The 25,614-nt window shown below is 71.7% G+C and carries 23 protein-coding genes; 7 read left to right on the top strand and 16 right to left on the bottom strand.

What is annotated here, in order from left to right; all coding sequences use genetic code 11:
• Position 1: 1 nt before the first annotated feature.
• Together LOK46_RS23530 and LOK46_RS23525 are read left to right on the top strand one after the other, a co-directional pair.
• A complete protein-coding gene (locus tag LOK46_RS23530; RefSeq protein WP_273560796.1) occupies positions 2-1,606 on the top strand; it encodes an ABC transporter ATP-binding protein in 1,605 nt (534 codons plus the stop codon).
• 188 nt (positions 1,607-1,794) lie between these two features.
• Positions 1,795-2,145, top strand: a complete 351-nt coding sequence (locus tag LOK46_RS23525) for a hypothetical protein (RefSeq protein ID WP_273560795.1) — start codon at positions 1,795-1,797, stop codon at positions 2,143-2,145.
• On the opposite strand, the gene LOK46_RS23520 is transcribed toward LOK46_RS23525, so the two are convergent.
• The 11 genes from LOK46_RS23520 to LOK46_RS23470 form a co-directional block, all read right to left on the bottom strand.
• Positions 2,118-2,570: a MucR family transcriptional regulator gene (locus LOK46_RS23520; RefSeq protein WP_273560794.1), complete on the bottom strand. Its 453-nt coding sequence runs from the start codon at positions 2,568-2,570 to the stop codon at positions 2,118-2,120. The genes LOK46_RS23525 and LOK46_RS23520 overlap by 28 nt on opposite strands.
• 227 nt (positions 2,571-2,797) lie before the next feature.
• Positions 2,798-3,886 carry a YeiH family protein gene (locus LOK46_RS23515; protein ID WP_273560793.1) on the bottom strand — a complete coding sequence of 363 codons (1,089 nt, stop codon included), beginning with the start codon at positions 3,884-3,886 and terminating at the stop codon, positions 2,798-2,800.
• 210 nt (positions 3,887-4,096) lie between these two features.
• Entirely contained in the window at positions 4,097-5,020 is a 924-nt protein-coding gene (locus LOK46_RS23510; protein ID WP_273560792.1) for an ABC transporter permease, read from the bottom strand.
• Complete coding sequence (locus LOK46_RS23505; RefSeq protein WP_273560791.1) at positions 5,013-5,783, bottom strand: ABC transporter ATP-binding protein; 771 nt, start codon at positions 5,781-5,783, stop codon at positions 5,013-5,015. Before LOK46_RS23505 ends, LOK46_RS23510 begins: the two co-directional genes overlap by 8 nt.
• Before the next feature lie 157 nt (positions 5,784-5,940).
• Positions 5,941-7,080 carry an amidohydrolase/deacetylase family metallohydrolase gene (locus tag LOK46_RS23500; protein WP_273560790.1) on the bottom strand — a complete coding sequence of 380 codons (1,140 nt, stop codon included), beginning with the start codon at positions 7,078-7,080 and terminating at the stop codon, positions 5,941-5,943.
• A 133-nt stretch (positions 7,081-7,213) separates the two neighbouring features.
• Complete coding sequence (locus LOK46_RS23495) at positions 7,214-8,230, bottom strand: ABC transporter ATP-binding protein (RefSeq protein WP_273560789.1); 1,017 nt, start codon at positions 8,228-8,230, stop codon at positions 7,214-7,216.
• Complete coding sequence (locus LOK46_RS23490; RefSeq protein WP_273560788.1) at positions 8,227-9,237, bottom strand: ABC transporter ATP-binding protein; 1,011 nt, start codon at positions 9,235-9,237, stop codon at positions 8,227-8,229. The genes LOK46_RS23495 and LOK46_RS23490 overlap by 4 nt, the downstream gene beginning before the upstream one ends.
• Complete coding sequence (locus LOK46_RS23485; RefSeq protein ID WP_273564679.1) at positions 9,237-10,148, bottom strand: ABC transporter permease; 912 nt, start codon at positions 10,146-10,148, stop codon at positions 9,237-9,239. The genes LOK46_RS23490 and LOK46_RS23485 overlap by 1 nt, the downstream gene beginning before the upstream one ends.
• A 59-nt stretch (positions 10,149-10,207) precedes the next feature.
• Complete coding sequence (locus tag LOK46_RS23480) at positions 10,208-11,149, bottom strand: ABC transporter permease (protein WP_076730208.1); 942 nt, start codon at positions 11,147-11,149, stop codon at positions 10,208-10,210.
• Between the two features lie 15 nt (positions 11,150-11,164).
• A complete protein-coding gene (locus tag LOK46_RS23475) occupies positions 11,165-12,751 on the bottom strand; it encodes an ABC transporter substrate-binding protein (RefSeq protein WP_273560787.1) in 1,587 nt (528 codons plus the stop codon).
• 449 nt (positions 12,752-13,200) lie between these two features.
• Positions 13,201-14,478 (bottom strand): polyhydroxyalkanoate depolymerase, encoded by a 1,278-nt coding sequence (locus tag LOK46_RS23470; RefSeq protein ID WP_273564678.1) that lies wholly within the window; start codon positions 14,476-14,478, stop codon positions 13,201-13,203.
• Positions 14,479-14,750: 272 nt separating this feature from the next.
• Here LOK46_RS23470 and LOK46_RS23465 point away from each other — a divergent pair, with 272 nt between their 5' ends.
• The 5 genes from LOK46_RS23465 to purQ all read left to right on the top strand — a co-directional run bounded on the left by LOK46_RS23465 (position 14,751) and on the right by purQ (position 18,264).
• Complete coding sequence (locus tag LOK46_RS23465; protein WP_273560786.1) at positions 14,751-16,142, top strand: ActS/PrrB/RegB family redox-sensitive histidine kinase; 1,392 nt, start codon at positions 14,751-14,753, stop codon at positions 16,140-16,142.
• A gap of 46 nt (positions 16,143-16,188) precedes the next feature.
• Positions 16,189-16,788, top strand: a complete 600-nt coding sequence (locus LOK46_RS23460) for an ActR/PrrA/RegA family redox response regulator transcription factor (RefSeq protein WP_273560785.1) — start codon at positions 16,189-16,191, stop codon at positions 16,786-16,788.
• Between the two features lie 139 nt (positions 16,789-16,927).
• Positions 16,928-17,167, top strand: coding sequence for a hypothetical protein (locus LOK46_RS23455; protein ID WP_012321282.1), 240 nt, complete (start codon positions 16,928-16,930; stop codon positions 17,165-17,167).
• A gap of 177 nt (positions 17,168-17,344) precedes the next feature.
• Positions 17,345-17,584, top strand: coding sequence for a phosphoribosylformylglycinamidine synthase subunit PurS (gene purS, locus LOK46_RS23450; protein WP_091782486.1), 240 nt, complete (start codon positions 17,345-17,347; stop codon positions 17,582-17,584).
• On the top strand, positions 17,584-18,264 hold the full coding sequence (purQ, locus tag LOK46_RS23445; RefSeq protein ID WP_273560784.1) for a phosphoribosylformylglycinamidine synthase subunit PurQ: 681 nt from the start codon (positions 17,584-17,586) through the stop codon (positions 18,262-18,264). The genes purS and purQ overlap by 1 nt, the downstream gene beginning before the upstream one ends.
• Before the next feature lie 477 nt (positions 18,265-18,741).
• Here purQ and LOK46_RS23440 read toward each other — a convergent pair whose 3' ends face one another.
• The 5 genes from LOK46_RS23440 to LOK46_RS23420 form a co-directional block, all read right to left on the bottom strand.
• Complete coding sequence (locus tag LOK46_RS23440; protein ID WP_273560783.1) at positions 18,742-21,174, bottom strand: penicillin-binding protein 1A; 2,433 nt, start codon at positions 21,172-21,174, stop codon at positions 18,742-18,744.
• Positions 21,175-21,344: 170 nt separating this feature from the next.
• Positions 21,345-22,604 (bottom strand): N-acetylmuramoyl-L-alanine amidase, encoded by a 1,260-nt coding sequence (locus tag LOK46_RS23435; protein ID WP_273560782.1) that lies wholly within the window; start codon positions 22,602-22,604, stop codon positions 21,345-21,347.
• 136 nt (positions 22,605-22,740) lie between these two features.
• A complete protein-coding gene (locus tag LOK46_RS23430; RefSeq protein ID WP_273560781.1) occupies positions 22,741-23,289 on the bottom strand; it encodes a phasin family protein in 549 nt (182 codons plus the stop codon).
• A gap of 244 nt (positions 23,290-23,533) precedes the next feature.
• Entirely contained in the window at positions 23,534-23,890 is a 357-nt protein-coding gene (locus LOK46_RS23425) for a phasin (RefSeq protein ID WP_273560780.1), read from the bottom strand.
• Between the two features lie 331 nt (positions 23,891-24,221).
• The gene (locus LOK46_RS23420) at positions 24,222-25,493 is read right to left on the bottom strand and encodes a glycosyltransferase (RefSeq protein WP_273560779.1); all 1,272 of its coding nucleotides are present in this window, start codon (positions 25,491-25,493) and stop codon (positions 24,222-24,224) included.
• Positions 25,494-25,614 lie beyond the last annotated feature (121 nt).

The following is a 25,614-nucleotide window of genomic DNA, read 5'->3' as shown; positions in this document are numbered from 1 at the left end:
GATGAGCGAGCCGGTCGTCCGCATCCGCGATCTGACGATCGCGCTCCCCAAGGGCGCCGACCGCCCGCACGCGGTCGAGGGCCTGAACCTCGACCTCGAGGCCGGGAAGATCCTGTGCGTGGTCGGGGAATCGGGCTCGGGCAAGTCGATGAGCGCCTACGCGCTCACCGGCCTCCTGCCCCGGGCCCTGAAGCCGACCGCCGGCACGATCCTGTTCGAGGGGCGGGACCTCCTGACCCTCGACGAGCCCGCGTGGCGGTCCCTGCGCGGTCGGCGCATCGCCATGGTGTTCCAGGAGCCGATGACGGCGCTGAACCCGGTGATGCGGATCGGCGACCAGATCGCCGAGATGTTCGAGGCGCACAACCTGCTCACCCGCGGCGAGCGCTGGGCACGGGCGGTGGCGCTGGCCACCGAGGTCGGCCTGCCGAACCCCGAGGAGGCGGTGCGGGCCTACCCGCACCAGCTCTCCGGCGGCCAGCGGCAGCGGGCGATGATCGCCATGGCGCTGGCCCTGGAGCCCTCGGTGCTGGTCGCCGACGAGCCGACCACGGCGCTCGACGTCACCACCCAGGCCCAGATCCTCCGGCTGATCCGCGACCTGCAGCAGAAGCGCGGGATGAGCGTCCTGTTCATCACCCACGATTTCGGCGTGGTGGCGGAGATCGCCGACCACGTGGCGGTGCTCCAGCGCGGCCGGCTCGTGGAATCCGGCACCGCCGAGGCCGTGCTGCGCGCGTCCCAGGCGCCCTACACCAAGGCGCTGCTCGCCGCCGTCCCGAGCCTGACGCCGCCGCCGCGCTCGGCCCTGGCAGCGGCTCCGGTCGCCCTGTCGGTGACCGGGCTGTCCAAGACCTATTCCGGGCGCTCCGGCCTGTTCGGCAAGCCGCGGGTCGTGGCGGCGGTGAAGGAGGTCTCGTTCGATGTCCGCCGCGGCGAGACCCTGGGCATCGTCGGCGAGTCCGGCTCGGGCAAGTCGACCACCGCGCGGCTCGCGATCCGGCTGATCGAGCCCGATGGCGGCACGGTCCGGCTGGGGGACCTCGACTACACGGCCCTCGGGAAGGCGGCCCTGCGCGACAAGCGCAGCCGCATCCAGATGATCTTCCAGGACCCGTTCGCGTCGCTGAACCCGCGCCGCACCGTCGAGCAGATCATCACGGCGGGGCCGATCGCCCACGGGGTGCCGGCCGCCGAGGCGCGCGAGCGGGCCCGGAGCCTCCTCGACCTCGTCGGCCTCGATCCCAAGGCCGCCGCCCGCTACCCCAACGCCTTCTCGGGCGGGCAGCGCCAGCGCATCGGCATCGCCCGGGCGCTCGCCATGGAGCCGGACGTGCTGGTGGCCGACGAGGCGGTCTCGGCGCTCGACGTCTCGGTCCAGCGGCAGGTGCTGGACCTGCTGGAGGATCTGAAGCAGCGGCTGTCGCTGGCGATGCTGTTCATCACCCACGACCTGCGGGTGGCCGCCACTATCTGCGACCGGATCGCCGTGATGCACCGCGGCGCCATCGTGGAGATGCGGGGCACCGCGGACCTGTTCGCCGCGCCGGAGCACGCCTACACCCGCACCCTGCTCGCCGCGGTGCCGGGGGCGCACGCGTCCTGAGCCGTTCCGGCCCCGGACAGGCCAATCTGGGACGCAGAGACAAGTTTTTTGGACGGGACTGCCCTGTCCGGATCCTGCAAGTTCAGTAGGATAGCGCCGTTGTCGAGGGTGGAGCACCCCGGCGGATCCACGGCTGCACCCGCTATCCGTCCCCGCTCGCACCTCGAACGGGGACAGGGTTATCGAGCGTGTCGATCTCAGACAAGACCGACGACATCCGGCCGAACCGCAAGCGCAGCGAGGCGGATCTGCCGCCGGTGCTGCGCCGCGGGCGCGAACACCGGATCGTGCGCTGGATCGGCGCCGCCAACCGCAAGGCACAGCGCCCCGCGGAGGACACCGCGCCCGCGGCCGCGGACAACCGCGTGATCAAGCTGAGCTGGGCCGACACGTTCGGCCGCCCGGGCCGCGTCGAGCCCGGCCGGTCCGCGCCGGGCCCCGCGCAGGTGCTCCCGTTCCAGGCGCGCCGGAGCGAGACCGCGCCGCGCGCCACCCCGCGCCGCGCCGCCGATCAGCCGCCGGTGCCCGTCCTGCGCTGATCGACGCGCCCGCCGGGCACGCCGAGGCCGATCGCCTTCGCCAGGGCGGAGCGCTGCGCGGCGTAGCCCGGCGCGGTCATCGGGTAATCGTCCGGCAGGCCGTAGCGCTCGCGGTACCGCTCCGGCGTCAGGCCGTGGGCGGTGAGATGGCGCTTCAGGGTCTTGTAGGTCCGGCCGTCGATGAAGCTGACGATCCCGTCCTCCTGAACCGACTTGCGGATCTGGGCCGGCGTCGGCCGCTCCACGGCCGGCTCGGCGGCCGCCACCGGCGGCTGCCCGTCGAGGGCCGCCAGGGCCGCGTGGACGCTCGCCATCAGCTCCGGCAGGGCCGTCGGCGGAACGGAATTGTTCGAGACGTAGGCGGCGACGATCTCGCCCACCAGCGTGACCAACCTGAGGCTGTTCTCGGGATTCTTTTCAGGCACTGCGCGAGTCCACACGAAGCTTTCGACGACGATGCCTGCGGTTCCAAAGCAAAAACCGCGTATGTGTCAAGACGGTCTTGACAGAGGGTCGAGCTCCCAAAGCGCTTTTCGGTGCCGGCGGGTCGGCTCGCCGGCGCGAAAGGCCTCGGTCACCTGCACAAAGGTGCCAATTTGATGCCGGTTACAGCGACCGACGGGCGGTGCGGCGTGAAATACCGCGCGCGGCGTCAGCCGATCCCGAGGGCGCGGATCAGCGTGAGGCTGAGGGCGATCAGGACCGCCAGGGAGGCGGTGACCGCGAGGGTGACCCGGCCGCCGACCCGGGCCAGGACGCGGACGTCGACCCCGAGGCCGAGGGCGGCCATGGACAGGACCGTGAGCACGCCGGCGAGCTGGGTCAGGGGCTTCACCGCCGGGTCCGGGACGAGGCCCAGGGAGCGCAGGGTGGCCAGCGCCAGGAAGCCGAGGATGAACCAGGGCACCAGCTTGGTGAAGCCCGGACGGGACGGCGCCGGCGGCGCACCCGCCGCCCGCGGCAGCCGCGGGGCGATCAGCGAGAACACCACCACGACGGGCCCGAGCATCAGCACGCGCACCAGCTTGACCAGGGTGCCGACCTGGGTCGACTGCAGGCTCACCGGCACGGTCGCGGCCAGGACCTGCGGGACCGCGTAGACGGTCAGCCCCGCCAGCACCCCGTACTGGTTGTCGGTCATGCCGGCGAGGGGCACGAACAGCGGCAGCCCGAGCACCATCAGCACGCCGAGGACGGCGGTGAACGCGATGGCGGCGGCGATGTCCTTCGCCTCCGCGCCGATCACGGGCGCCACCGCGGCGATGGCCGAGTTGCCGCAGATGGCGTTGCCGCAGGCCACCAGGATCGCCATCCGGGCCGGAAGCCCGAGCGCCCGGCAGATCGCCACGCTGGCGGCGATGCCGAGCACCACGGTCCCGACGATGCCGGCCAGCAGCGCCGGCCCGGAGGCGAGGATCGCCCCGAGGCTCAGGGAGGCGCCGAGCAGCACCACGGCGACCTCGAGCAGCTGCTTGGCCGAGAAGGCGATGCCGGTGCGGAACTGCGCCGGGGGGGTCCAGGCGGTCCGCATCGCGATGCCGATCAGGATCGCCAGGACCAGGGCCTCGATATAGGGGTGGCCGGCGACCCGCTCCTCCACCGCCTGCGCGGCCATCGCCACCGCGGTGATCACCGCGCACAGGCCGATCCCGGGCAGGACCGAGGCGGCCGTGTCCGACCGGCCGCCCCGCTCGGGGCGCGCCGTCGTCGGGGCCGTCTTGGAGGGGGCTTCAGGGCTCACGGGATCGGGCTCCGGGGGTCGTCGGCGGAGCCTATAGGAAGAAAACGTTCGTCGCACCCGCGCAACAGAGAAGTTCGATCTCTATTCGAGCAGCATGCGAGAAGACACATCTCGGCGGCTGTCGGTAACGGCGGCGGGCGGGGCGCTGCCGGAACGCTCCGCGTCCCCCGCGACGACGCGGGCCGGTGTCGCGCACCGGCCCGCGCCCGCTCAGGCCTGCATGCCCCAGCGCTGGACGGTGCGCCGCTCGATCGTCTGGAAGATCAGGTTCTCGACCACGAGACCGATCAGGATCACGGTGAGCAGCCCGGCGAACACGTTCGGGATGTCGAGCATGTTCTTGTTCTCGAAGATGAACCAGCCGAGGCCGCCCGCGCCGGACGACACCCCGAAGACCAGCTCGGCGGCGATCAGGGTGCGCCACGCGAAGGCCCAGCCGACCTTCAGGCCGGTGAGGATCGACGGAAAGGCCGCCGGGATCAGGATCTTGCCGATCAGCCGCGGGCCCGACAGCCCGTAATTGCGCCCGACCATCTTGAGCGTGCGGCTGACCGACAGGAAGCCCGAATGGGTGTTGAGCGCGATCGCCCAGGTCACCGAGTGGACGAGGACGAAGATCAGGCTGCCGTTGCCCAGGCCGAACCAGATCAGCGCCAGGGGCAGCAGCGCGATCGCCGGCAGCGGGTTGAACATCGACGTCAGCGTCTCGAGCAGGTCGGTCCCGATCCGCGACGCGATGGCGACGCCGGTGAGCAGGGTCGCCAGGGCGACGCCGGCGGCGTAGCCCATGAGCAGCACCTTCAGCGAACTCCAGGCCCGGGCCGGCAGCGTGCCGTCCGCGATGCCCCGGAAGAAGGCTTCCACCGTCGCCGTGAAGGTCGGGAACAGGAGGTCGTTGTCGAGGTAGCGCCCGTAGGCCTCCCAGATCCCGGCGAGGAGCACGAGGATCACGATCTTGCGCAGCCAGGCCTGGTTGTAGAGCCGCTCGGTGATCGACAGCGGTTTCTCCACCACCGCGGCGCCGTGGGCGTGGCCGGTCTCGCGCACGATCTCGGGCCGGCCGGACGGCAGGGGCGACAGGCGCGGCGCGGTGCCGGCCAGCGGGGCGCCGCTCAGGGCTCGCGCGCTAGACATTCTCCGCCTCCTGGATCTCTTCCGAGAACAGCATGTGCTGGATCCGGCCCTCGAGCTGCAGCGCCGCCTCCGGCGATTCGGCGCTGTTGAGCTCGGCCTTCACCTCGCCGGGATGGGGCGAGAGCAGCAGGATGCGCGAGCCGACCTTGATCGCCTCGGGGATCGAGTGGGTGACGAACAGGACGGTGAAGCGCGTGCCCTCCCACAGCATCAGCAGCTCGTCCTGCATGCGCCGCCGGGTGAGCGCGTCGAGCGCCGCGAAGGGCTCGTCCATCAGCAGGATGTCGGGCTCCATCGCCATGCCGCGGGCGATGGCGACGCGCTGCTTCATGCCGCCCGACAGGGTGTGGGGGTAGCTGTCGGCGAACTTCGTGAGGTTGACCTTGTCGATGTAGAGGTTGGCCCGGTCCAGGGCCTCGCGACCTTTCAGCCGGCCCGAGGCCTCGAGGGCGAAGACCACGTTCTGCCGGACCGTCTTCCACGGCAGGAGCTGGTCGAATTCCTGGAACACCATCATCCGGTCGGGGCCGGGCTCAGTGACCGGGCGCCCCTTCAGGCGGATCTCGCCCTCGGTCGGCGCCATGTAGCCGCCCACCGCCTTGAGCAGGGTCGACTTCCCGCATCCGGACGGCCCGAGCAGGACGAAGCGGTCCCCGGGCCAGACCCGGAAGTTCACCCGGTAGGTGGCCGTGACGAGGTGCTCGGGCGTCTTGTAGCGGAGCGTGACGCCGTCGACCTCCAGCAGAGGCTGACCCGTGTCCATCCATCCTCCCTGGCGCCGCGGCTTGGGCCGCGTTTCGCTGAGCGCCGGAGGTGGTCCGGCCCTCACGGGAAAGTGTATCGGCGAGCGGAAGAGGCTGTAAAGGTCGATATTTTGTATGCGATAGGACCGCTGTCCCCGAGAGGCGGGCCCGGCGCGGTCAGGCCGGGTGCCACCACGCCCCGCGCAGCACCACGCCCTCGGCGGTGATCCGCCGGTCGCCCGTCATGTGCTCGCCGCGTGTGTCGACGTAGTCGAACGCCCCGTCCCGCACCGCCAGCACGGTGGCGTCGCCGAGCGCCCCGACCTTCAGGGTCCCGTACTCCATCCGCTTCAGCGCCACGGCGGCGTTCACCGTGGAGGCGGCGACGACCTCGTTGAGGCTCATGCCGAGGCAGAGCATCTTCGACATGGTGGTGACTTGGTCGAAGGCCGGCCCCTCGATGCAGAGCTGGTGCACGTCCGACGAGATCGTGTCGGGCAGGAAGCCCCCCGCCAGCATGGCCCGCGCGGTCCTGAAGGCGAACGAGCCCTTGCCGTGGCCGATGTCGAAGATCACGCCCCGCGCCCGCGCCTCGCGGAGCGCCGGCTTCACGGCGCCCTGGGCCGTGATGGGGGAGTTCGGGAACGGCCGGAACGCGTGGGTCAGCACGTCGCCGGGCCGCAGCATGGCCAGCACCTCCTCGTAGCTCGGCGGCGGCTCGTCGATATGGGCCATCAGCGGCAGGCCGGTCTCCTCGGCGACCTGCAGGGCGATGTCGAGCGGCGCGGTGCCCTGGTCGCCCGAGGCGTGGCGCCCGACCCGGACCTTGATGCCGACGATCACGTCCCGGTTGGCGTCGGCGACCTCGACCGCCTCCCGGGGCGCCATGAGCCGCGGGTCCTCGCTCTCGCCGACCATGATGGTCTTCGAGAAGCCGAAGATGCCCGCGAAGGAGACGTGCAGGTAGGCGAGGATCCGCGCCTGGGACCGCTCGATCACGTGGCTGCGGAAGCCCGCGAAATTGCCCGGTCCGGCGCTGCCGGTATCGACCGAGGTGGTCACCCCCGAGGTCCGGCAGAACGCGTCCGCGTCGATGCCGAGGGAGGTGCCGCCCCAGTAGACGTGGGTGTGCAGGTCGATCAGGCCCGGCGTGACGATGGCGCCGGCCATGTCCCGGACCTGCGTGCCCGGGCCGGCCGGCAGGTCGCGGCCGAAGCCCGAGACGCGGCCGTCCGCGAAGGCGACGTCGCAGATCCCGTCGTGGTTCTGCGACGGGTCGATGACCCGCGCGCCCTTCAGGATGAGGTCGTGCTGCACGGTTGTCTCCAAAAGCCGTCTGCAGGGATCCGATCCGTCATCGCGAGCGCAGCGAAGCGACCCAGGGATCCGCCACGCTCGGGGATCGCGCGCCGCACTGGGTTGCTTCGCTGCGCTCGCAAAGACGGCTCCGTCAGGCCGCGCGGGCGGGCGCGGCCACGTCGTTGAGGTGGCAGGCGGCGAAGTGGCCGGCGCCGACCGGGTCGAGGCCCGGCACCTCGGTCCGGCAGCGGTCGAAGGCGTGCGGGCAGCGGGTGTGGAAGCGGCAGCCCGACGGCGGGTTGATCGGGCTCGGCACGTCGCCCTTGAGCACGATCCGCGTCCGCCCCGCCCCGGGCTCGGGGATCGGCACCGCCGAGAGCAGGGCCTGGGTGTAGGGGTGCTTGGGCGCCAGGAAGATGTCCCGGCGCGGGCCGATCTCGACGATCTTGCCGAGATACATCACGGCGACGCGGTGGGTCATGTGCTCGACGATGGCGAGGTCGTGCGAGATGAACAGCATCGCGAGGTCGAGCTCGCGCTGCAGGTCGCGCAGCAGGTTGACGATCTGCGCCTTCACCGAGACGTCTAGCGCCGAGACCGCCTCGTCGCAGATGATCAGGTCGGGCTCGGCGGCGAGTGCCCGGGCGATGCCGATGCGCTGGCGCTGGCCGCCCGAGAACTCGTGCGGCCAGCGCCCGAGCGCCTCCCGCGGCAGGCCGACCCGCTCCATCAGGCTGGCGAGCCGGCTCTCCAGGTCGGCGGCGTTGCGGGCGAGGCCGAAATTGCGGATCGGCTCGGCCAGGATCGCCCGCACCCGCATCCGCGGGTTGAGCGACGAGAACGGGTCCTGGAACACCATCTGGATGTGGCGCCGCAGGGGCCGGAGCGCCCCGGCCGAGAGGTCGTCGATGCGTTTCCCGCCGAGCACCACCTGTCCGGCGGTGGGCGCGTAGAGGCGCATAAGCGCCTTGGCGACGGTGGACTTGCCGCAGCCGGACTCGCCGACGAGCGAGAGGGTCTCGCCGCGGGCGACCGTGAACGACAGGCCGTCCACCGCCTTGAGCACGCGCTTGGACTGGCCGAACAGGCCGCCGCCGAGGGCGAAGTGCTTCTTGAGGTCGTTGACCTCCAGCAGGGTGCGACCGGCGGGTGCGGGCGTGGCGCTCATGCCGCGAGGGCGTCCTTCGGCGCGTAGTGGCAGGCGGCGAGGTGGCCCGGCGCCTTCGGCTCCAGGGCCGGCGCGTAGGCGCGGCACAGGTCGGTCACGTCCGGGCAGCGCCCGGCGAAGACGCAGCCCTCGATCCGGCCCTTCAGGCTCGGCACCATGCCGGGGATCTCGGCGAGCCGCGCGTCGGCCCCGTGCTCGACGGCGCCGAGCTTCGGCACCGCACCCATCAGGCCGCGGGTGTAGGGGTGGCGCGGCGACCGGAACAGGTCGCGGACCGGCGCCTCCTCGACCTTGCGGCCGGCATACATCACCACCACCCGGTCGGCGACCTCGGCGACCACGCCGAGATCGTGGGTGATCAGCATGATGGCGGCCCCGACCCGGGCCTTCAGGTCGCGCATCAGGTCGAGGATCTGGGCCTGGATGGTCACGTCGAGCGCCGTGGTCGGCTCGTCGGCGATCAGGAGCTTCGGCGAGCAGGCGAGCGCGATGGCGATCATCACCCGCTGGCGCATGCCGCCGGAGAGCTGGTGCGGGTATTCCCGCACCCGGCGCCGCGGCTCGGGGATGCCGACGAGGGTCAGCATCTCCACAGCCCGCTCCTCGGCCTCCCGGCGGCCGAGCCCCTGGTGCAGCCGCAGGGTCTCGCCGATCTGGCGGCCGACCGTCAGCACCGGGTTCAGCGAGGTCATCGGCTCCTGGAAGATCACGCTGATGTCGTTGCCGCGGATCTTGCGCATGGCGCTGTTCGGCAGGTCGAGGAGGTTTTTCCCTTCGAACCTGATCGCGCCGGCGATGCGGGCCGGCGGCTCGGGCAGGAGCCGCAGGATCGACATCGAGGTCACCGACTTGCCGCAGCCGGACTCGCCCACGATCGCCAGGGTCTCGCCCGACTGGATCGCGAACGAGACCCCGTCCACCGCCCGGTTCACCCCGTCGGGGGTGCGGAAATGGACCTGCAGGTTCTCGATCGACAGGAGGGGGGTGCCGCTCACGCCTGTGCTCATCACACGTCCTTCGCCATGCGGGGGTCGAGGGCGTCGCGCAGGCCGTCGCCGACGAGGTTCACGGCGAGCACCGTCATCGAGAGGAAGATGGCCGGGAACAGGATGATGTAGAACTTCACCTGCCAGAGGGCCCGGCCCTCGGCCATGATGTTGCCCCAGGAGGGCGTCGACGGCGGCACGCCCGCGCCGATGAACGACAGGATCGCCTCGGTGATCATCGCGGAGGCGCAGATGTAGGTCGCCTGCACGGTCATGGGCGCCAGCGTGTTGGGCAGGATGTGGCGCCAGATGATCGCCGGCATCCGGGTGCCCGTGGTCACCGCCGCCTCGACGTAGGGCTGCTCGCGCAGCGACAGCACCACGCCGCGCACGAGGCGGGCGACGCGCGGGATCTCCGCGATGGTGATCGCGATGATCACGTTCTGGACCGAGCCGCGGGTGAGCGCCATCAGCGCGACCGCGAGCAGGATCGGCGGGATCGACATCATGCCGTCGACGACCCGCATGACGATCCCGTCGAGCCAGCGCACCATGCCGGAGACGAGGCCGACCGCCAGCCCGGCGACCGAGGCGAGGAACGCCACCGAGAAGCCGACCAGCAGCGAGACCCGGGCGCCGTAGACCACCCGCGAGTAGACGTCGCGGCCGAGCATGTCGGTGCCGAACCAGTACTGCGCCGACGGCGCCCGGGTGCGCTTGGCCGGCGCCAGGGCGGTCGGGTCGACGGTGCCTAGGTAAGGAGCGAGGACCGCCATCAGGAAGACGACGAGGAGCAGCACGCCGCCGACCACGATGGTCGGGTTGCGGCGGACATAGGTCCAGACCCGGCCCCGGCGCTTGCGGGCCGGGATGACGTCGGGCAGCGGCGCCGCGACGGCGAGGCCGGGCGGCGGGGGCGCCTTGGGGGCGATCCCCTCGGGCGGGGCGCCCGCCTGCGGGGCGCTGCTGGGGAAGGGCGCGACGGTCGCGGTCAATAGCGGATCCTCGGGTCGAGCACGGTGTAGAAGAGGTCGATGGCGAGGTTCACGAGCACGTAGACGAAGCTGAACAGCAGCACGACGCCCTGGATGACCGGGTAGTCGCGCCGCAGGATCGCGTCGACGGTGAGGCGCCCGAGGCCGGGAATCGCGAAGACCGTCTCGGTCACCACCGCGCCGCCGATCAGCAACGCGATGCCGATGCCGATCACGGTGACGATCGGCACGGCGGCGTTCTTGAGGGCGTGGACGAACAGGACCGGCCCCTGCGCCAGCCCCTTGGCCCGGGCGGTGCGCACGTAATCCTGCTGGAGCACGTCGAGCATGGTCGCGCGGGTCACCCGGGCGATCAGCGCGATGTAGACGAGGCCCAGCGTCACCGCCGGCAGGATCAGGTTGGACAGCCAGGGCCACAGGCCCTGCTCGATCGGCGTGTAGCCCTGGACCGGCAGCCAGCCGAGCTCGAGGGCGAAGACGTAGGCCAGCACGTAGCCGACCACGAAGACCGGCACCGAGAAGCCCGTCACGGCGAGCCCCATCACGAGGCGGTCGATCAGGCTGCCGGCCTTCCAGGCGGCGACGACGCCGAGCGGCACCGCCACCACGATGGCGAAGACCAGGGTGACGAGCATCAGCGAGACGGTGGGCTGCACCCGCTGGCCGATCATGGTGGTGACCGGCAGGTTGGTGAAGATCGAGGTGCCGAGATCCCCGTGGAGGATCTGCCACGACCATTCCCAGAACCGCACCAGGAACGGCCGGTCGAGGCCGAGCGTGGCGCGGATGCGGGCGACGTCGTCGGGCGTCGCCTGGTCGCCCGCGATGATCGCGGCCGGGTCGCCCGGGGCGAAGTAGAGGAGGCTGAAGACGAACAGCCCGACCACCGCCATGACCGGGATGGTGGCGAGGATGCGCCTGCCGATATAGCCGAGCATGGGGCGCCTCCGGTCCTAAGCCTTCGACACGCCCCAGGTGAAGGGAATCGGCCCCTTCACGATGCCGGAGACGTTCTTGCGCCACGCCTGGTAGCCGAGGAAGAACCCGGTGGGCACGTAGACCACGCCCTCGCAGGCGGCGGCGTTGACCTTGTCGATGGCGGCCTTCTCGGCGGCCGGGTCGGCGGCGTCGAACCACTCGGCGATGGCAGTCTCGACCGGCGGGATGCTGGGCCAGCCGAACCATGCCTTGTCGCCGCTCGCCCGCACCGCCGGGTAGCCCGCCGGGTTGATGCAGTCGGCGCCCGCGTGCCACGTGTGGAACATGTTCCAGCCGCCCTGGGACGGCGGCGCCTTGGAGGCCCGGCGGGTGCCGGTCGTGCCCCAGTCGGTGGCGACGAAGTCGACGTTGAAGCCCATCTGCTTCAGGAGGTCGGCGGTGATGTCGCCCTGCGCCTTGGTGATCCCCTGGTCCTGCGCCACGACGCAGACCACCGGCTCGCCCTTGTAGCCGGCCTCCTTGAGCAGCTTCTGGCCGAGCTTGATGTCGCCCTTGCCGACATTGCCGCCGCCGGCCTCGCTGTAGAGGGGCGTCCCCGGCGTGAAGAAGCCCGGCAGCTTCTTCCACAGGCTGTCGTCGTCGCCGACGATCGCCCGCATGTAATCCTCCTGGCTCATCGCGGTCATGACCGCCTGGCGGATCTTCGGGTTGTCGAAGGGCGGGTGCAGGTGGTTCATCCGGAACGACCCGACATTGCCCAGCGGGTCGGCGATATCGACGTTGAGGTTGGCGTTCTTGCGCAGCAGCGGCACGAGGTCGGAGATCGGGTTCTCCCACCAGTCGACCTCGCCGTTCTGCAGGGCCGCCGACGCGGTGGCGGCGTCCGGCATGATCACCCACTCGACCCGGTCGACCAGCATGCGCTTGCCGCCTGCGAGCCAGGAATTCGGCTCGTCGCGGGGCTTGTAGTCGGCGAAGGTCTCGAACACCGCCCGGGCGCCGGGCACCCACTCGTTGCGGACGAACTTCATCGGGCCCGAGCCGACATACTCGGAGATCTGCGTGAACGGGTCGGTCTTGGCGATCCGCTCCGGCATCATCAGGGCCATCGGCGCGTTGGTCTTGCCGAGCGCGTAGAGCAGCTTCGGGAACGGCTTCTTCAGGCGCCACTGGAAGGTCTTGTCGTCGGTCGCCGCGAGGTCGTCCTGGATGCCGCGGATCATCAGGCCGATCGGGTCCCGGGCCATCCAGCGGGTGAGGCTCGCCACCACGTCCTTGGCGAGAACCGGCTCGCCGTCGTGCCACTTGAGGCCGGGGCGCAGCCGGAAGGTCCAGGTCAGCTTGTCGCCCGAGACCTCCTCGGACTCGACCATCTGGCGCTGCGGCTTCAGCTGCGCGTCGACGCCGTACAGCATGTCCCAGACGAGGGTGCCGGCGTTGCGCACCACGTACTGGGTTCCCCAGATCGGGTCGAAATTGGCGAGGTTCGCCTGCGGCACGAAGCGCAGGACCTTGCCGCCCTGCGCGAGGGCCGGCCGCGCGAGTTGCGGCGCAGCCAAACCGAGCGCAGCCGAACCCTTGAGAAAGGTCCTGCGGTCCATCGTCGTCTCCCTGGCGGTGCGGGTCTCAAGCATCGGTCGCCGGCCCGCACCTTGCGGGCGAGTTTGAACGGTTCTGATGCACGGGCGCAATGGCCCGGCGTGACAACGGGGCCCGGGCACGCGCCCGCCCCGCCGCCGGCCCCAGGGCGACGTCGGCGTGGATGGGGGCTGTGTCGGTGCGGCTCGAACTCACGGGGCGCGTCTCGCAAAGCCCGCGCCAGCCCGGCCGTCACTGCGTTATGTATTCAGGATCGGCGGGGGATTTTTTCGACGCGCGGGCGCGGCGCGCGGGATCTCGCGAACGCGCGCTATACCGGGATCGCATCGCGGCGCCCCGGGGAGACGGCGCGCGGCCGCGACCGGGAGGCCGGCGCGATCGCGCGCCGTCTCCCCCCTCGCTCCGCCCCTCCCCGCGGGGGAAGCGGGGGCGCGTCGTGCCGGGTCCGGGCTCAGCCCACCTGCCGCAGGTGGCCGCCCCGCGCGCCCGGCACCGCCTGCATGGCGCGGATGAAGGCCGCGATGCGGGGGGCGATCACCGCCCGGTAGCGCGAGCCGTTGAACACGCCGTAATGGCCGACGCCGGTCTGGAGATGGTAGGCCTTGCGCGCCTCCGGAAGGTTCGGCGTCAGGTCGAGGGCCGCCTTGGTCTGGCCGACGCCGGAGATGTCGTCGTTCTCGCCCTCGACCGCGAGGATCGCGCAGCGGCGGATGGCGCCGAGATCGACCGGCGTGCCGCGGTGCGTCATCTGCCCCGTCGGCAGGGCGTGGTCGACGAACACGGTCTGCACGGTCTGGAGGTAGTACTCGGCCGTCAGGTCCATCACGGCGAGGTACTCGTCGTAGAATTCGCGGTGCTTCTCGGCCGAGTCGCCGTCGCCCGTCACCAGATGGTCGAACATGTCCGAATGGGCGGTGACGTGGCGGTCGAGGTTCATCGCCATGAAGCCCGACAGCTGCAGGAAGCCCGGATAGACCCGGCGCCACGCACCTGGGTAGATCGGCGGCACGAGGCTGATCGTGTTCTGCTCGAACCACTTCTGGCCGCGCTCCTGCGCGAGGCAGTTCACCGCGGTGGGCGAGCGGCGGGTGTCGATCGGGCCGCCCATCAGGGTCATGGAGGTCGGCACGGCCGGCTCGTCGGCCGCCTCCATCAGCGCCACCGCGGCGAAGACCGGCACCGCCGGCTGGCACACTGCCATGACGTGCAGGTCCGGCCCCAGGACCGCGAACATCTCCTGCAGGTAGTCGATGTAGTCGTCGAGATCGAACTGGCCCGCGAAGAGCGGCACCATCCGGGCGTCGGTCCAGTCGGTGATGAACACCCGGTGGTTCGGCAGCATCGCCTCGACGGTGCCGCGCAGCAGCGTGGCGTAGTGCCCCGACATCGGCGCGACGATCAGCAGCTTGGGCTGCGGCTCCGCGGGGGCGGCCTGGAACGCGCGGTCGAAGGCGATCAGGCGGCAGAACGGCCGCTCCCAGACCACCCGCTCGGTGACCGGGACCGCCGCGCCGTCCACCACCGTCTCGGTGAAGCCGAAGGCGGGCTTGCCGTACTGGCGGGTGACGCGCTCGAACATCTCGCAGCCGGCGCTGACCGCGCGGGCATAGGGTCCGTAGGCCAGGGGATTGCCCGGCATCTGCAGGCCGTAGCGGGTGAGGTCGGCGGCGACGCGGGCGGGCGCCATCAGGGCGCGGGCGCCCTCGTACAGGGAATAGGCCAGCAGCATCGTCACCTCGCGGTCTCGGTCTGGCCGCGGGCATCGAGCCGCGCGGCCCTCACCCTCTGCAACCCGAATCGGTAGGATAATGCTCCACCCTGAACGCGGGCGGAACATCCCGGAGCTGCGGCGACTTGCCTGTGACCACGTCCGCGGGCGACCGTCCGCCAGCGACGACGTGTCCGGGTCGGCGTGCCGGGATTCCCACCGCCGCGTCATGCGAAGGGAGTCCGCGGGACGCCGCGCCGGCGGGCCCGTCCGGCGACGGACCGATACAGCCTATGCCCGATACCGATCTCAGCGGCCTCGGTCGCGACGCGCGACACCTGCGGCTCGACACCTTCGTCCGCCTGCGCTGGCTCGCCATCACGGGCCAGAGCGCGGCGGTCGTGGGGGCGCAGTTCGGCCTCGGCCTACCCCTGCCCTTCGGCTGGTGCTTCCTGGTGATCGCCACCTCGTCCTGGCTGAACCTCGCCCTGCGGATCCGCTTCCCGGCGAGCTACCGGCTCAGCGACGATTCCGCCGCGCTGCTGCTCGCCTTCGACATCGTGCAGCTCGCCGCCCTGCTGTTCCTCACGGGCGGGCTCCAGAACCCGTTCTCGCTGCTGTTCCTCGCCCCCGTGCTGATCTCCGCCACCGCCCTGCCGCCCGAGCGGACGCTGGCGCTCGGCCTCCTGGCGGTCGGCCTCGCGACCCTGCTGGCCCTGGTGCACCGGCCCCTGCCCTGGTTCGCGGACGGGCGGATTGAGCTGCCGTTCCTGTACGTCTCCGGCGTCTGGACCGCGATCCTGCTCGGCACCGCCTTCACGGGCGTCTACGCGTGGCGGGTGGCCGAGGAGACCCGGCTCCTCGCCCAGGCGCTCGCCGCCACCGAGCTGGTGCTCGCCCGCGAGCAGCACCTGTCGCAGCTCGACGGGCTCGCGGCCGCGGCTGCCCACGAATTGGGCACGCCGCTGGGCACGATCATGGTGGTGACCAAGGAGCTGATCCGCCAGCTCGGCCCCACCGCCTCCCCGGGGGTGGCGGAGGATCTCAACCTGCTGCGCGAGCAGGTCGACCGCTGCCGCGGCATCCTCGGCAAGCTGACCTCCCTCGACGGGGACGGGGCCGGGGCCGGCTTCCTGGAGACGGTGACGTTCAGCCACCTCGTGGAGGAGCTGGTGGCGCCGCAGCGGGCACTCGGCGCCGCCCTCGCCGTCACCAGCGCCGGCGAGGGGCCGGAGCCGGCCTGCCGGCGCAACCCGGGCGTCATGTTCGGGCTCGCCAACATCCTCGACAACGCCGTCGACTTCGCCGAGGCCGGCGTCACCGTGGAGGGGCGCTGGACCCCCGACCGGGTCTGGATCGAGATCCGCGACGACGGGCCGGGCTTCTCCAGCGAGGTGCTGCTGCGCGCGGGCGAGCCCTACGTCACCACCCGCAGCCACGACCGGCCGCAATCCGGCGGGACCGTGGGGGCCGGGCTCGGCCTCGGGCTGTTCATCGCCAAGACCCTGATCGAGCGCTCGGGGGCGCAGCTCGCCCTGATGAACGTCGCGGCGCCGGACGCCCACGGGGCGATCGTGCGCGTCTCCTGGGCCCGCCACATCTTCGAGCGCGGCGCCGCGCCGCGACATTCTCCGGAACTCAGTATCCGCGCCCCCCTGCCACCGCGCGACGCCGTACCTATATGAGGGACAGACCAAGAACCCGAATACGAAAACCCGAAAGGAGTGCCGGATGCTCACGCAGCCCGGGACCTCGGCGGCGTCAGACCCCGCCGTGATCAACGATGCCGATCCGCTGGCCGCCTTCTCCGACCGCAGCCTGCTGATCGTCGACGACGACAAGCCCTTCCAGACCCGCCTCGCCCGCGCCATGGAGAGCCGCGGCTACCACGTGCAGGTGGCCGACAGCGTCGCGGACGGCGTCTCGGCCGTCGAGGCGCGCGCCCCCGCCTTCGCGGTGATCGACATGCGCCTCGGCGACGGCAACGGCCTCGACGTGATCGCCCGCCTCAAGGAGCGCCGCCCCGAAGCGCGCGGCGTGATCCTCACCGGCTACGGCAACATCGCCACTGCGGTCACCGCGGTGAAGCTCGGCGCCTTCGACTACCTCGCCAAGCCGGCCGACGCCGACGAGATCCACGGCACGCTGATGGCGCAGCCGGGCGAGCGGGCCGACCCGCCCGAGAACCCGATGTCGGCCGACCGGGTCCGCTGGGAGCACATCCAGCGCGTCTACGAGCTGTGCAGCCGCAACGTCAGCGAGACCGCCCGGCGCCTCAACATGCACCGCCGGACCCTGCAGCGGATCCTGGCCAAGCGCGCGCCGCGCTGAGGCCGGGACCGCCCGGGTGGCGGCCTCGACGGCGGGCCGGCGCCGATCCGGTCGGTTGCATCGCCCCGCCTCTGTGGGCTAGCTGCGCGGGTCCCGGACGGTTCGTCCGGGGCCCGAAATCTTTTCGAGGGCGGATCTCGTGAACGGGCGCAACGCCATCACCATCATCAGCATGATGGTCCTCGTCGGCACCGAGGTGTTCGCCGTGGCCATCGCGGCGGGCTGGGCCATCGCGGGCATCTTCGATCTCGGCGACCGGGTCGGGCACGTCCTGATGGGCCTGTTCAGCCTGTTCGCGGCCTGGATCATGCTTCAGCTCTGGCGCCGGGCGACCAGCATCGAACCCCTGCGCGGGCCGGCCCCGGCGGCGCATCGCTGAACGAGCGCGCGCGGGCGGGTTCTTCATTCAAGTTGTATCCAACGGCGGAATGATCCCTATGCGTGCGGCGTGTTCGACAGTGCGCCGGCCTTCCTGCTAGAAGCGACCGGCGACGGTCTGTGTGATGTTGTCGCAGGTCACACCCCCGTCCCGGACACGCGTGAGACCCGAAGATCCATGAAAGCCCGTATCATCGTCACCCTGAAGACCGGTGTGCTGGACCCGCAGGGCAAGGCGATCGAGGCCGCCCTCCGATCCCTCAGCATCGAGGGCGTCGACGGCGTCCGGCAGGGCAAGGTCTTCGACATCGAGGTGTCGGCGGTCGACAGCACCGCTGCCGAGGCGACCCTGCGGGCGGCCTGCGAGAAGCTCCTGGCCAACACCGTCGTCGAGAACTACGCGATCGAGATCCTCTGATGCACGCCGCGGTCGTCGTCTTCCCGGGTTCCAACCGCGAGTCGGACGTCGTCCGGGCCCTGCGGCGCTCCGGCGCGCAGGTGAGCCTCGTCTGGCACGCGGACCACGAGCTCCCCGCCGGCACCGACCTCGCGGTCCTGCCCGGCGGCTTCTCGTACGGCGACTACCTGCGCTGCGGCGCCATCGCCGGCCGGGCCGCCGCCATGGACGCGGTCCGGGCCCACGCGGCCCGCGGCGGGCTCGTGCTCGGCATCTGCAACGGCTTCCAGATCCTGTGCGAATCGGGCCTGCTGCCCGGCGTGCTGATGCGCAACGTCGACCGGCGCTTCATCTGCCACCGGCAGACGCTCCGGGTGGAGCGCACCGACACCCGCTTCACCAGCGCCTACACCCGGGGCCAGGTGATCGACGTCTGCGTCGCCCACGGGGAAGGCAACTACTTCGCCGATCCCGAGACCCTGGCGCGGATCGAGGGCGAGGGCCGGGTCGCCTTCCGCTACTGCGACGCGACCGGCGCGATCACCGTCGAGGCGAACCGCAACGGCTCCCTCAACGCCATCGCGGGCGTCCTGTCGGAGACCGGGAACGTCCTCGGGATGATGCCGCACCCGGAGAACTTCGTCGAGGACCTGGTCGGCGGGACCGACGGGCGCGGGCTGTTCGACAGTCTCGCGGCCTGAGATCGATGCGCGAAAACGCGCCTTAACTCCCCATTAAGGTTTTCGAGGCATAAACAGACATCCAGTGATCTGGATATCGAGTTGGACATATTCGTCCGCTCTGTTTTGATGCCTCCCTGATGACTCCTCGAGCCGCTCCATCCGGAGCGGCTTTTTTCTGCGCGCTCGCCGCCGCGCCGAAGGGCCGGGCCGCGCGGGAGCGACCCGCACGGATGGGGCAGCCGCGCCGCATGACCCCCGTTGGGGCACCGCTGCGCGCGCGGCCCCGGACGGCGCCGGTCGCCGATCACGGGCCGTCACCCGGCGATGAAGTATCGAGCGCGCCGTCGCCCCGGATCCGGGACGCCGCCCTCGCGACCGTCCCCGCGCGAGACGCGCGTCCGCTCCGGATCCGCAACGCGAGAGCCCAGGCCGGGCGGACCCGACCTGGGCTGAGAGCGATCTCGGCTGAGAGCGGGCTGGGCGGGGCGAGCCGCCTCAGTACAGTCCGCCGGCCTGCGCGGCCCGGTCGGGATCGGGCGCGACCGCCGCGGGGGCGGCCGCCTGGCCGCCGCCCGATGAGGATGGCGCCGAGTAGGAATCCGGCGGCGCGGTGCCGGGCTTGAACGCCTCCAGGATCGTCCCGGCGCCCTCCCCCGAGCCGGCGCGGGTGCCGCTCGCGAGGTTGATGCGGATCAGCTTGATCCCCGGGGGCACGCGGAACGGCGTCGGCGGCTTGTCCTTGAGGGCCGTCTTCAGGAACTCCAGGGCGATCGGCGCCGCCAGCCCGCCGCCGGTGGCGCGGTCGCCGAGCGAGCGGGGCTTGTCGAAGCCGATATAGATGCCGACCGCCAGGTCCGGCGAGAAGCCCACGAACCACGCGTCCTTGGCGTCGTTCGTCGTGCCGGTCTTGCCGGCGAGCGGCTTGCCGATCTGCTTCAGGATCGTGGCGGTGCCGCGCTGGACCACGCCCTCCATGATCGAGACCATCTGGTAGGCGGTCAGCGGGTCGAGCACCTGCTCGGAATCGTCGACCAGCTTCGGCTCGTCCTGGCCCGACCACTTCTCGGCGTCGCAGCCGATGCACTTGCGGTTGTCGTGCCGGTAGATCGTCTCGCCGATGCGGTCCTGGATCCGGTCGATCAGGGTCGGCCGGATGCGCCGGCCGCCGTTGGCCAGCATCGAGTAGGCGGTGACCATGCGCATGACCGTGGTCTCGCCGGCACCCAGCGACATCGGCAGCACCGGCAGCATGTCGTCGTAGACGCCGAAGCGGCGGGCATACTCGGCGATCAGCGGCATGCCGACATCCTTGGCGAGCCGGACCGTCATCAGGTTCTTCGAGTGCTCGATCCCGTAGCGCAGGGTGTGCGGGCCGCCCGACTTGCCGTCGTAGTTCGAGGGCGACCAGGCCTCCTGGCCGGGACCCGCTTCGATGGTGATCGGCGAGTCCTGCACGATCGAGGCGGGCGTGTAGCCGTTGTCGAGGGCCGCCGAGTAGACGATCGGCTTGAACGAGGAGCCGGGCTGGCGCATCGCCTGGGTGGCGCGGTTGAACTCGGACTCGTCGTACGAGAAGCCGCCGACCATCGCGTGCACGCGGCCGGTATTCGGGTCCATGGCCACGATGGCGCCGGAGACCTCGGGCTTCTGGCGCAGGCGGAACTGGCCGCGGCCGCCGTCCATCGCCTCGACATAGACCATGTCGCCGGCCTGGAGATTGGCGCGTCCGGCCCAGCGCATGCCCTCGGGGGTGATCACGCCGGTCTCACGGTCCTTGCCGACCTGGCCGGAGGCCTCGCGCTTGGGCTGCAGGCCGATCTGCACGCCGCCGCCGCCGTTGCCCAGCACCACGGCGAGCCGCCAGGGCGCGACGTCGCCGAGCGCCGGGACCTCGGCCGCCGCCATGCCCCAGTCGCGCCCGGTCAGGTCGACCTTGGTGACCGGACCGCGCCAGCCATGGGCCTGGTCGTAGCGCACGAGGCCGTCGACCAGCGCCTTGCGGGCCCAGGCCTGCATCTTCGGGTCGAGGGTCGTGCGCACCGAGAGGCCGCCCTCGTAGAGCTTCTTCTCGCCGTAGCGCTCGGAGATCTCGCGGCGGACCTCCTCGGTGAAGTAGTTGGCGTTGGCGGCGTTCGGGAAGGCGACGCGCGGGTTGACGCCGAGCGGCATCTTCTTGGCGGAATCCGCCTCCTCCCGGGTGATGTAGCCGTTCTCCGCCATCAGGCGGATGATCTCGTTGCGGCGGTCCAAGGCCGCCTGGGTCTTGCGGTAGGGGTGGTAGTTGTTCGGCCCCTTCGGCAGGGCGGCGAGGTAGGCCGCCTCGTTGATGGTCAGCTCGTGGACCGACTTGCCGAAATAGTCGAGCGCCGCCGCCGCCACGCCGTGCAGGTTGCGCCCTGGGACGATCGTGCCCAGGAAGATCTCGTTGAGGTAGAGCTCGAGGATCTTGTCCTTCGAGTAGGCCGCCTCGATCCGGAGCGCCAGCAGCGCCTCCTTGATCTTGCGGTCGTAGGTCTGCTCGGAGGAGAGCAGGAAGTTCTTGGCGACCTGCTGGGTGATGGTCGAGGCGCCCTGCCGCTTGCCCGACTTGGCGTTGGTCAGGAAGGCGCGCACGATCCCCTCGGGGTCGATGCCGCCGTGCTTGTAGAAGTTCTTGTCCTCGGCCGACAGGAAGGCCGCGACGACGATCTTCGGCATCGCCTGGATCGGCAGGTACAGGCGGCGCTCGCGGGCGTACTCGGCCAGCAGCGAGCCGTCCGCCGCGTGGACGCGGGTCATCACCGGCGGCTCGTAATTGGAGAGCGCGGCATGGTCGGGCAGGTCCTGGCTGTACTTCCAGTAGAAGTAACCGCCCACCGCCGCGCCGACCACGAACAGCACCGCGGCGGCGCTGAACAGGATCCCAAAGAAACGAAGGATCAGACGCATCCGGTGTTCCGCTCGTCGCTGGCCCGGCCGAATGCCGGAATCGGCTCATCCGGCGCGTGCAATCCGCGCGCTGCGCGGCCGGCCCCCGGACGGTCCCGTGAGACCCCCTCGGAATGCCGGTTTCGGCGGCCGTGCGACGGGGCGTCGGACGTCCCGTATCGACACTCTATCTATGGTGAAACTGGGGCGGCGGCGGCCGAGCGGCGCGTCGGGGCCGGCCGGCCGAGCGTGGCGCGGTTGGTGAAGAACTGGTCGATCGCCTTGGCCATGGAGCCGGTGACGTCGGCCCGCCACTCCGGCGATTGCAGCATCTCCAGGTCGCGCTTGCTGGAGAGATAGCCGAGTTCCACGAGCACGCTCGGCACGTCGGGGGAGCGCAGCACCACGAAGCGCGCCTCCCGGTGGGGCTTGGCGCTCATCTTCATCACGGGGGCGAGCTGGCCCATCAGCGTGCGGGCGAAGCCCGACGAGAAGCCCCGGGTCTCGCGCAGGGTCAGCTCCTGCAGGATGTCGGCGATGTCGGGCGGCGCCTCGGCGGCGTCGACGCCCGCGGCGGAATCGGCCCGGTTCTCGCGCTCGGCGAGCTTGGCGGATTCGGCGTCCGTGGCCTTCTCGGAATTGGTGTAGATCGTGGCGCCGCTCACCTGGGGGGCCGCCGAGATCGAGTCCGCGTGGATCGACACGAACAGGTCGGCCCGGGCGTCGCGGGCGAGGCGCACCCGCTCGGCCAGGGGCACGAACACGTCGCGGTCGCGGGTCATCCGGACCCGGTAGCGGCCGCCGGCCTCCAGCTTCGCCACGAGCGCCTGGGCGAAGCCGAACACGATGTCCTTCTCGAACACGCCGCCCACCGCGATGGCGCCGGGATCGGTGCCGCCGTGGCCGGCATCGACCATGATCAGAGGCCGCTGGTCGGCGGGCTCCGGCGGGACGGCGCGGGCCTGGGCGGGGGCGGGATCGGCGGTGGCGGCGGCCTTGCGGAACGCGTCGCGGTCGGCGCGCTGCAGCGGGATCGTGAGCAGCACCGCGCCGTCGCGCGGCCGCGTCGCGGTCTCGATCTTGCCGACCGTGGCGGGCGCCGCGAGGTCGATCACGATGCGGGACCGCCCGGGGGCGAACAGGCCGTAGCGGAAGGATTGCACGAGGCCGTCGCGGCGGCTGCCGGTCCCCGAATCGAGCTGGAAGTTGACCTCGGGCAGGTCGATCACCGCCCGGTCGGGCCGCTCCATCACGAAGCCGCGGGCCTCCACGGCCCGGGACAGCGTCAGGGTGAGGCGCGTGGTTCCGGCCTGGCTCGCGAGGTCGGCCCCGATGGCGACGGCCGGCTTCTCGCCGTTCTGCGCGGCAACCGGCGCCCCCGCCAGCGCCGGCAGGAGCGCGACGGCGAGGCGGAGCCATGCGGAACGGATCAGGCGCGCGCAGTTCGGCATCGGTCCGGTGTCGTCTCCCGTGCCCTCCGATAAGGCATGGGACCGGCTTGGTTAACGGGGAGTTGCCGGCGCGGGTTCGATCCGGTCGGCCTTGTGGCCGGGATGCGACAAGTCCCGGCGCCTCGGGCGCGGCGCCTCAGCGGTACGCGACGAACCGGCTCGCCTGCCCGACCACCGTGACCCAGCAGGTCAGGGACGCGTCGGCGGCCCGCTGGGCCTCGCCGACCTGCAGCCGGAGGACGTCGGCCGGCGAGCGGGCGCCCGAGAGAGCCCGCAGATGCGCGACGGCCGCCTCGCCCTCGCCGCGCACGTAGCGGGCGATGATCGAGCCGATCTCGACGACGTCGAGGCGGTCGGGAGTGAAGACGATTCGGTTCGCGGCCGCGGCGAGGCCCGGACCCGTGGCCGGCACCGGCGAGGGGACGTCGATCGCGGCCTCGGCCACCGTCTCGACGGCGGCCTCAGTCACCGGGTCGGACGAGGTTCCCACCACCTCGTCGGGCGCGGTCTCGGCCGAGACGTCGGACGCCGTGTCAGGCCTCGCCTCGGGCACCGTGTCGGGCATGATCGCCTCGGCCGGCGGCGCGGCGGCCTCGACCGGCCGGTCCATCGCCGGGGCGGGTCGGTCTGCCGGGCCCGGGGCGTCCGCGGCCCGGATCTCGGGGGTGGCCGACGCGTCCTGCAACGGCTGGGGCGTCCCGGCGGGACGGCTCCTCGGTCGACGCGGCTTTCCCATCGCGCGATCTCCTCCTGTCGGCGTCGGCCGGTCCCGACGGAGCGGCGGCCGGAGGTCGTGCGCGGCCGGCTCGCCGGCGGTGTCGGCGCCGGGCCCGTGACGCCCGGGCGTCAGAGCGAGGGATCCGGCGGGCCCTGAGCGGCCCACCGGATCCCGGTCTTCGAGCCCCGATCGCGGATCGGGGCGGCCGGCCTCAGCGGGCGGCGGCGTTCTGCGCGAGGGCGCCGTAATCCTTGGCCTGGGCCTGGAGGGCGGCGAACTGGCTGCGGACGAACTCGGACTGGAGCTCGAACGCCTCGCGGAGGTCCTTCGTGCGCACCAGCTTCTGGGCGAAGTCGAAGGTCGCGTTGGCGTTGGCCTGGGCGTGATCGAACCCCTTCGCGATCGCGGCGCTGAAGGTCGACTGGAAGGTCTGGCCCGAGGCCTGGACCTGCTCGGAAGCCTTCACGGCGTTCGCCATCAGCGTGCCGACCGCCGTCCGGGCCTGGTCGACGCTCTTGTCGGCGAAGTCGCGCATCTCGGTCGGGATCTCGAAGTTCGGGGTCTGCATCGATGTCTCCAGCATCATCCATGGAGCGGGACGCCGCATGCGTCCGCGTTGACGCGCCTCTATATGTTGCACCGCAACAAGAAGTCAAGTGCAGGTTTCGGGGGCAATCGCGGAACCGGAAGCCCGATAAAATGCCGATCCGATGATCTCACGAAGTCATCGGAACGCGGGGCAGGCCCGACAGCAGGTTGCGATCAAGCTGTGCCGTTGAGACAGGGAGCTAAGATTGCTGATCCCGGCGGAGACCCGCTTCGCAAAAAACTATCCCGGTGTCCAGGGCGGCGCGAACGGATCGTGAATGCTTCTGGTATGCCAAATATCGCCGCGCCCGTCAGGACCGTTGCTCCGGGGCGAGCGCCGCGGGATGCTGCATCGCACCAGCCGCCGATTCGACCAGACGGGCGTAGAGCGCGCGGAGCGCCGCCGCGTGCGCGTCCAGGCCCGTCGGCGCCGCCCGGGAGAGCCGGGCCGCCTCGGCCCCGAAGGTGCCGGCCAGGGCGTCGTCGCGGAGCGCCGTGAACGCCTCGGCGAGGGCGCCGACCGCCGGCGCGACCACGAATCCGGTCCGGCCGTGCCGGACCTTCTCGGCGGCGCCGGAGCGGTCGGAGGCCACGACCGGGATGCCGGCCGCCAGCGCCTCGTAGACGGTGAGCGGCCCGGTCTCGTACCAGCGGGACGGCGCGGCCAGCGCCCGGGCCCGGGCGCGGAGCGTCGTCCAGACCGCCTCGGGCCTCTGCCACCCGATCACCTCCACGCCGTCCCGGGCGCGCAGCTCCGCCTCCAGGGGCCCGGCGCCGATGAACAGGGCCGGGAGCCCGGCGGCCCGGGCGGCGTCGGCCACGAGGTCGGCGCCCTTCTCGCGGGTGAGCCGCCCCACGTAGGCGATCGCGTCGCCGCGGGCGGGCTCGGCCGCCGGCCCTTCCGGGAGCCGGACGGGATTGTCGACCCGGTGATGCGTCAGGGCGTAGCCGCCGAGGAGGGCACCCAGCCGCTGCCGGCTGGCGTCGCAGACATGGACGACGTGGAGCGGGCGGCGCCGGCTCGCCCGTCCGACGACCTGACGCAGCGCCGCGGCGCGGGCGACGCGCACGGCCTTGTGCACCCGGCTGCGCGGGTCGCAGGGCGCCGCCAGGCAGGCGGCCGACAGGGGCGCGAGCCCGCACGGCTCGGCCCGGTCGAAGCGGTAGTAGACGCCGTTGGGGCAGGCCAGGGCGTAGTCGTGCAGCGTGACGACCACCGGCACCCCGGTCCCCGACAGGACCGGGAAGATCGCCGGCGACAGGGTCCGGGTCCACTGGTGCAGGTGGATGCAGTCCGGCGGCGCGGCGAGCCCGGCGAGGACCGCGGCGAGCCGGCGGGCGGCGCCCGCGTGCCAGATCCCGGCGGCGGCCGCCCGCGCGGCGCCGAGCGACCAGATGTCGGGCAGGCCGAGGTCGATCCGGCGGATGCCGGCATGGTCGAGGAGCGGGTCGACGGGGCCCGGGATCGCCTGGATGTAGGTGACGGCGAGGCCCGCCTCGGCGAGCCCGCGGGCCGATTCCAGCGCGACCTTCTCGGCGCCGCCGCTGGCGGCCGCGAACTCGGCCAGGATCACGACGTGCATGGTGACCCTCCCGGGGATCGATCGGTCTCGCGCGCCGGGAGGATGGGGCAGTCCGGTTTACGGGCGATCAACCGCGGCCGGATACAGGTGTCGTCCCGGGATCGCAGCGGCGGAAGTCCTG

The sequence above is a fragment of the Methylobacterium sp. NMS14P genome (assembly GCF_028583545.1).
Lineage (GTDB): Bacteria > Pseudomonadota > Alphaproteobacteria > Rhizobiales > Beijerinckiaceae > Methylobacterium.
Note: the sequence above shows the minus strand (reverse complement) of the source record. Positions and strands in the feature narration are given on the sequence as shown.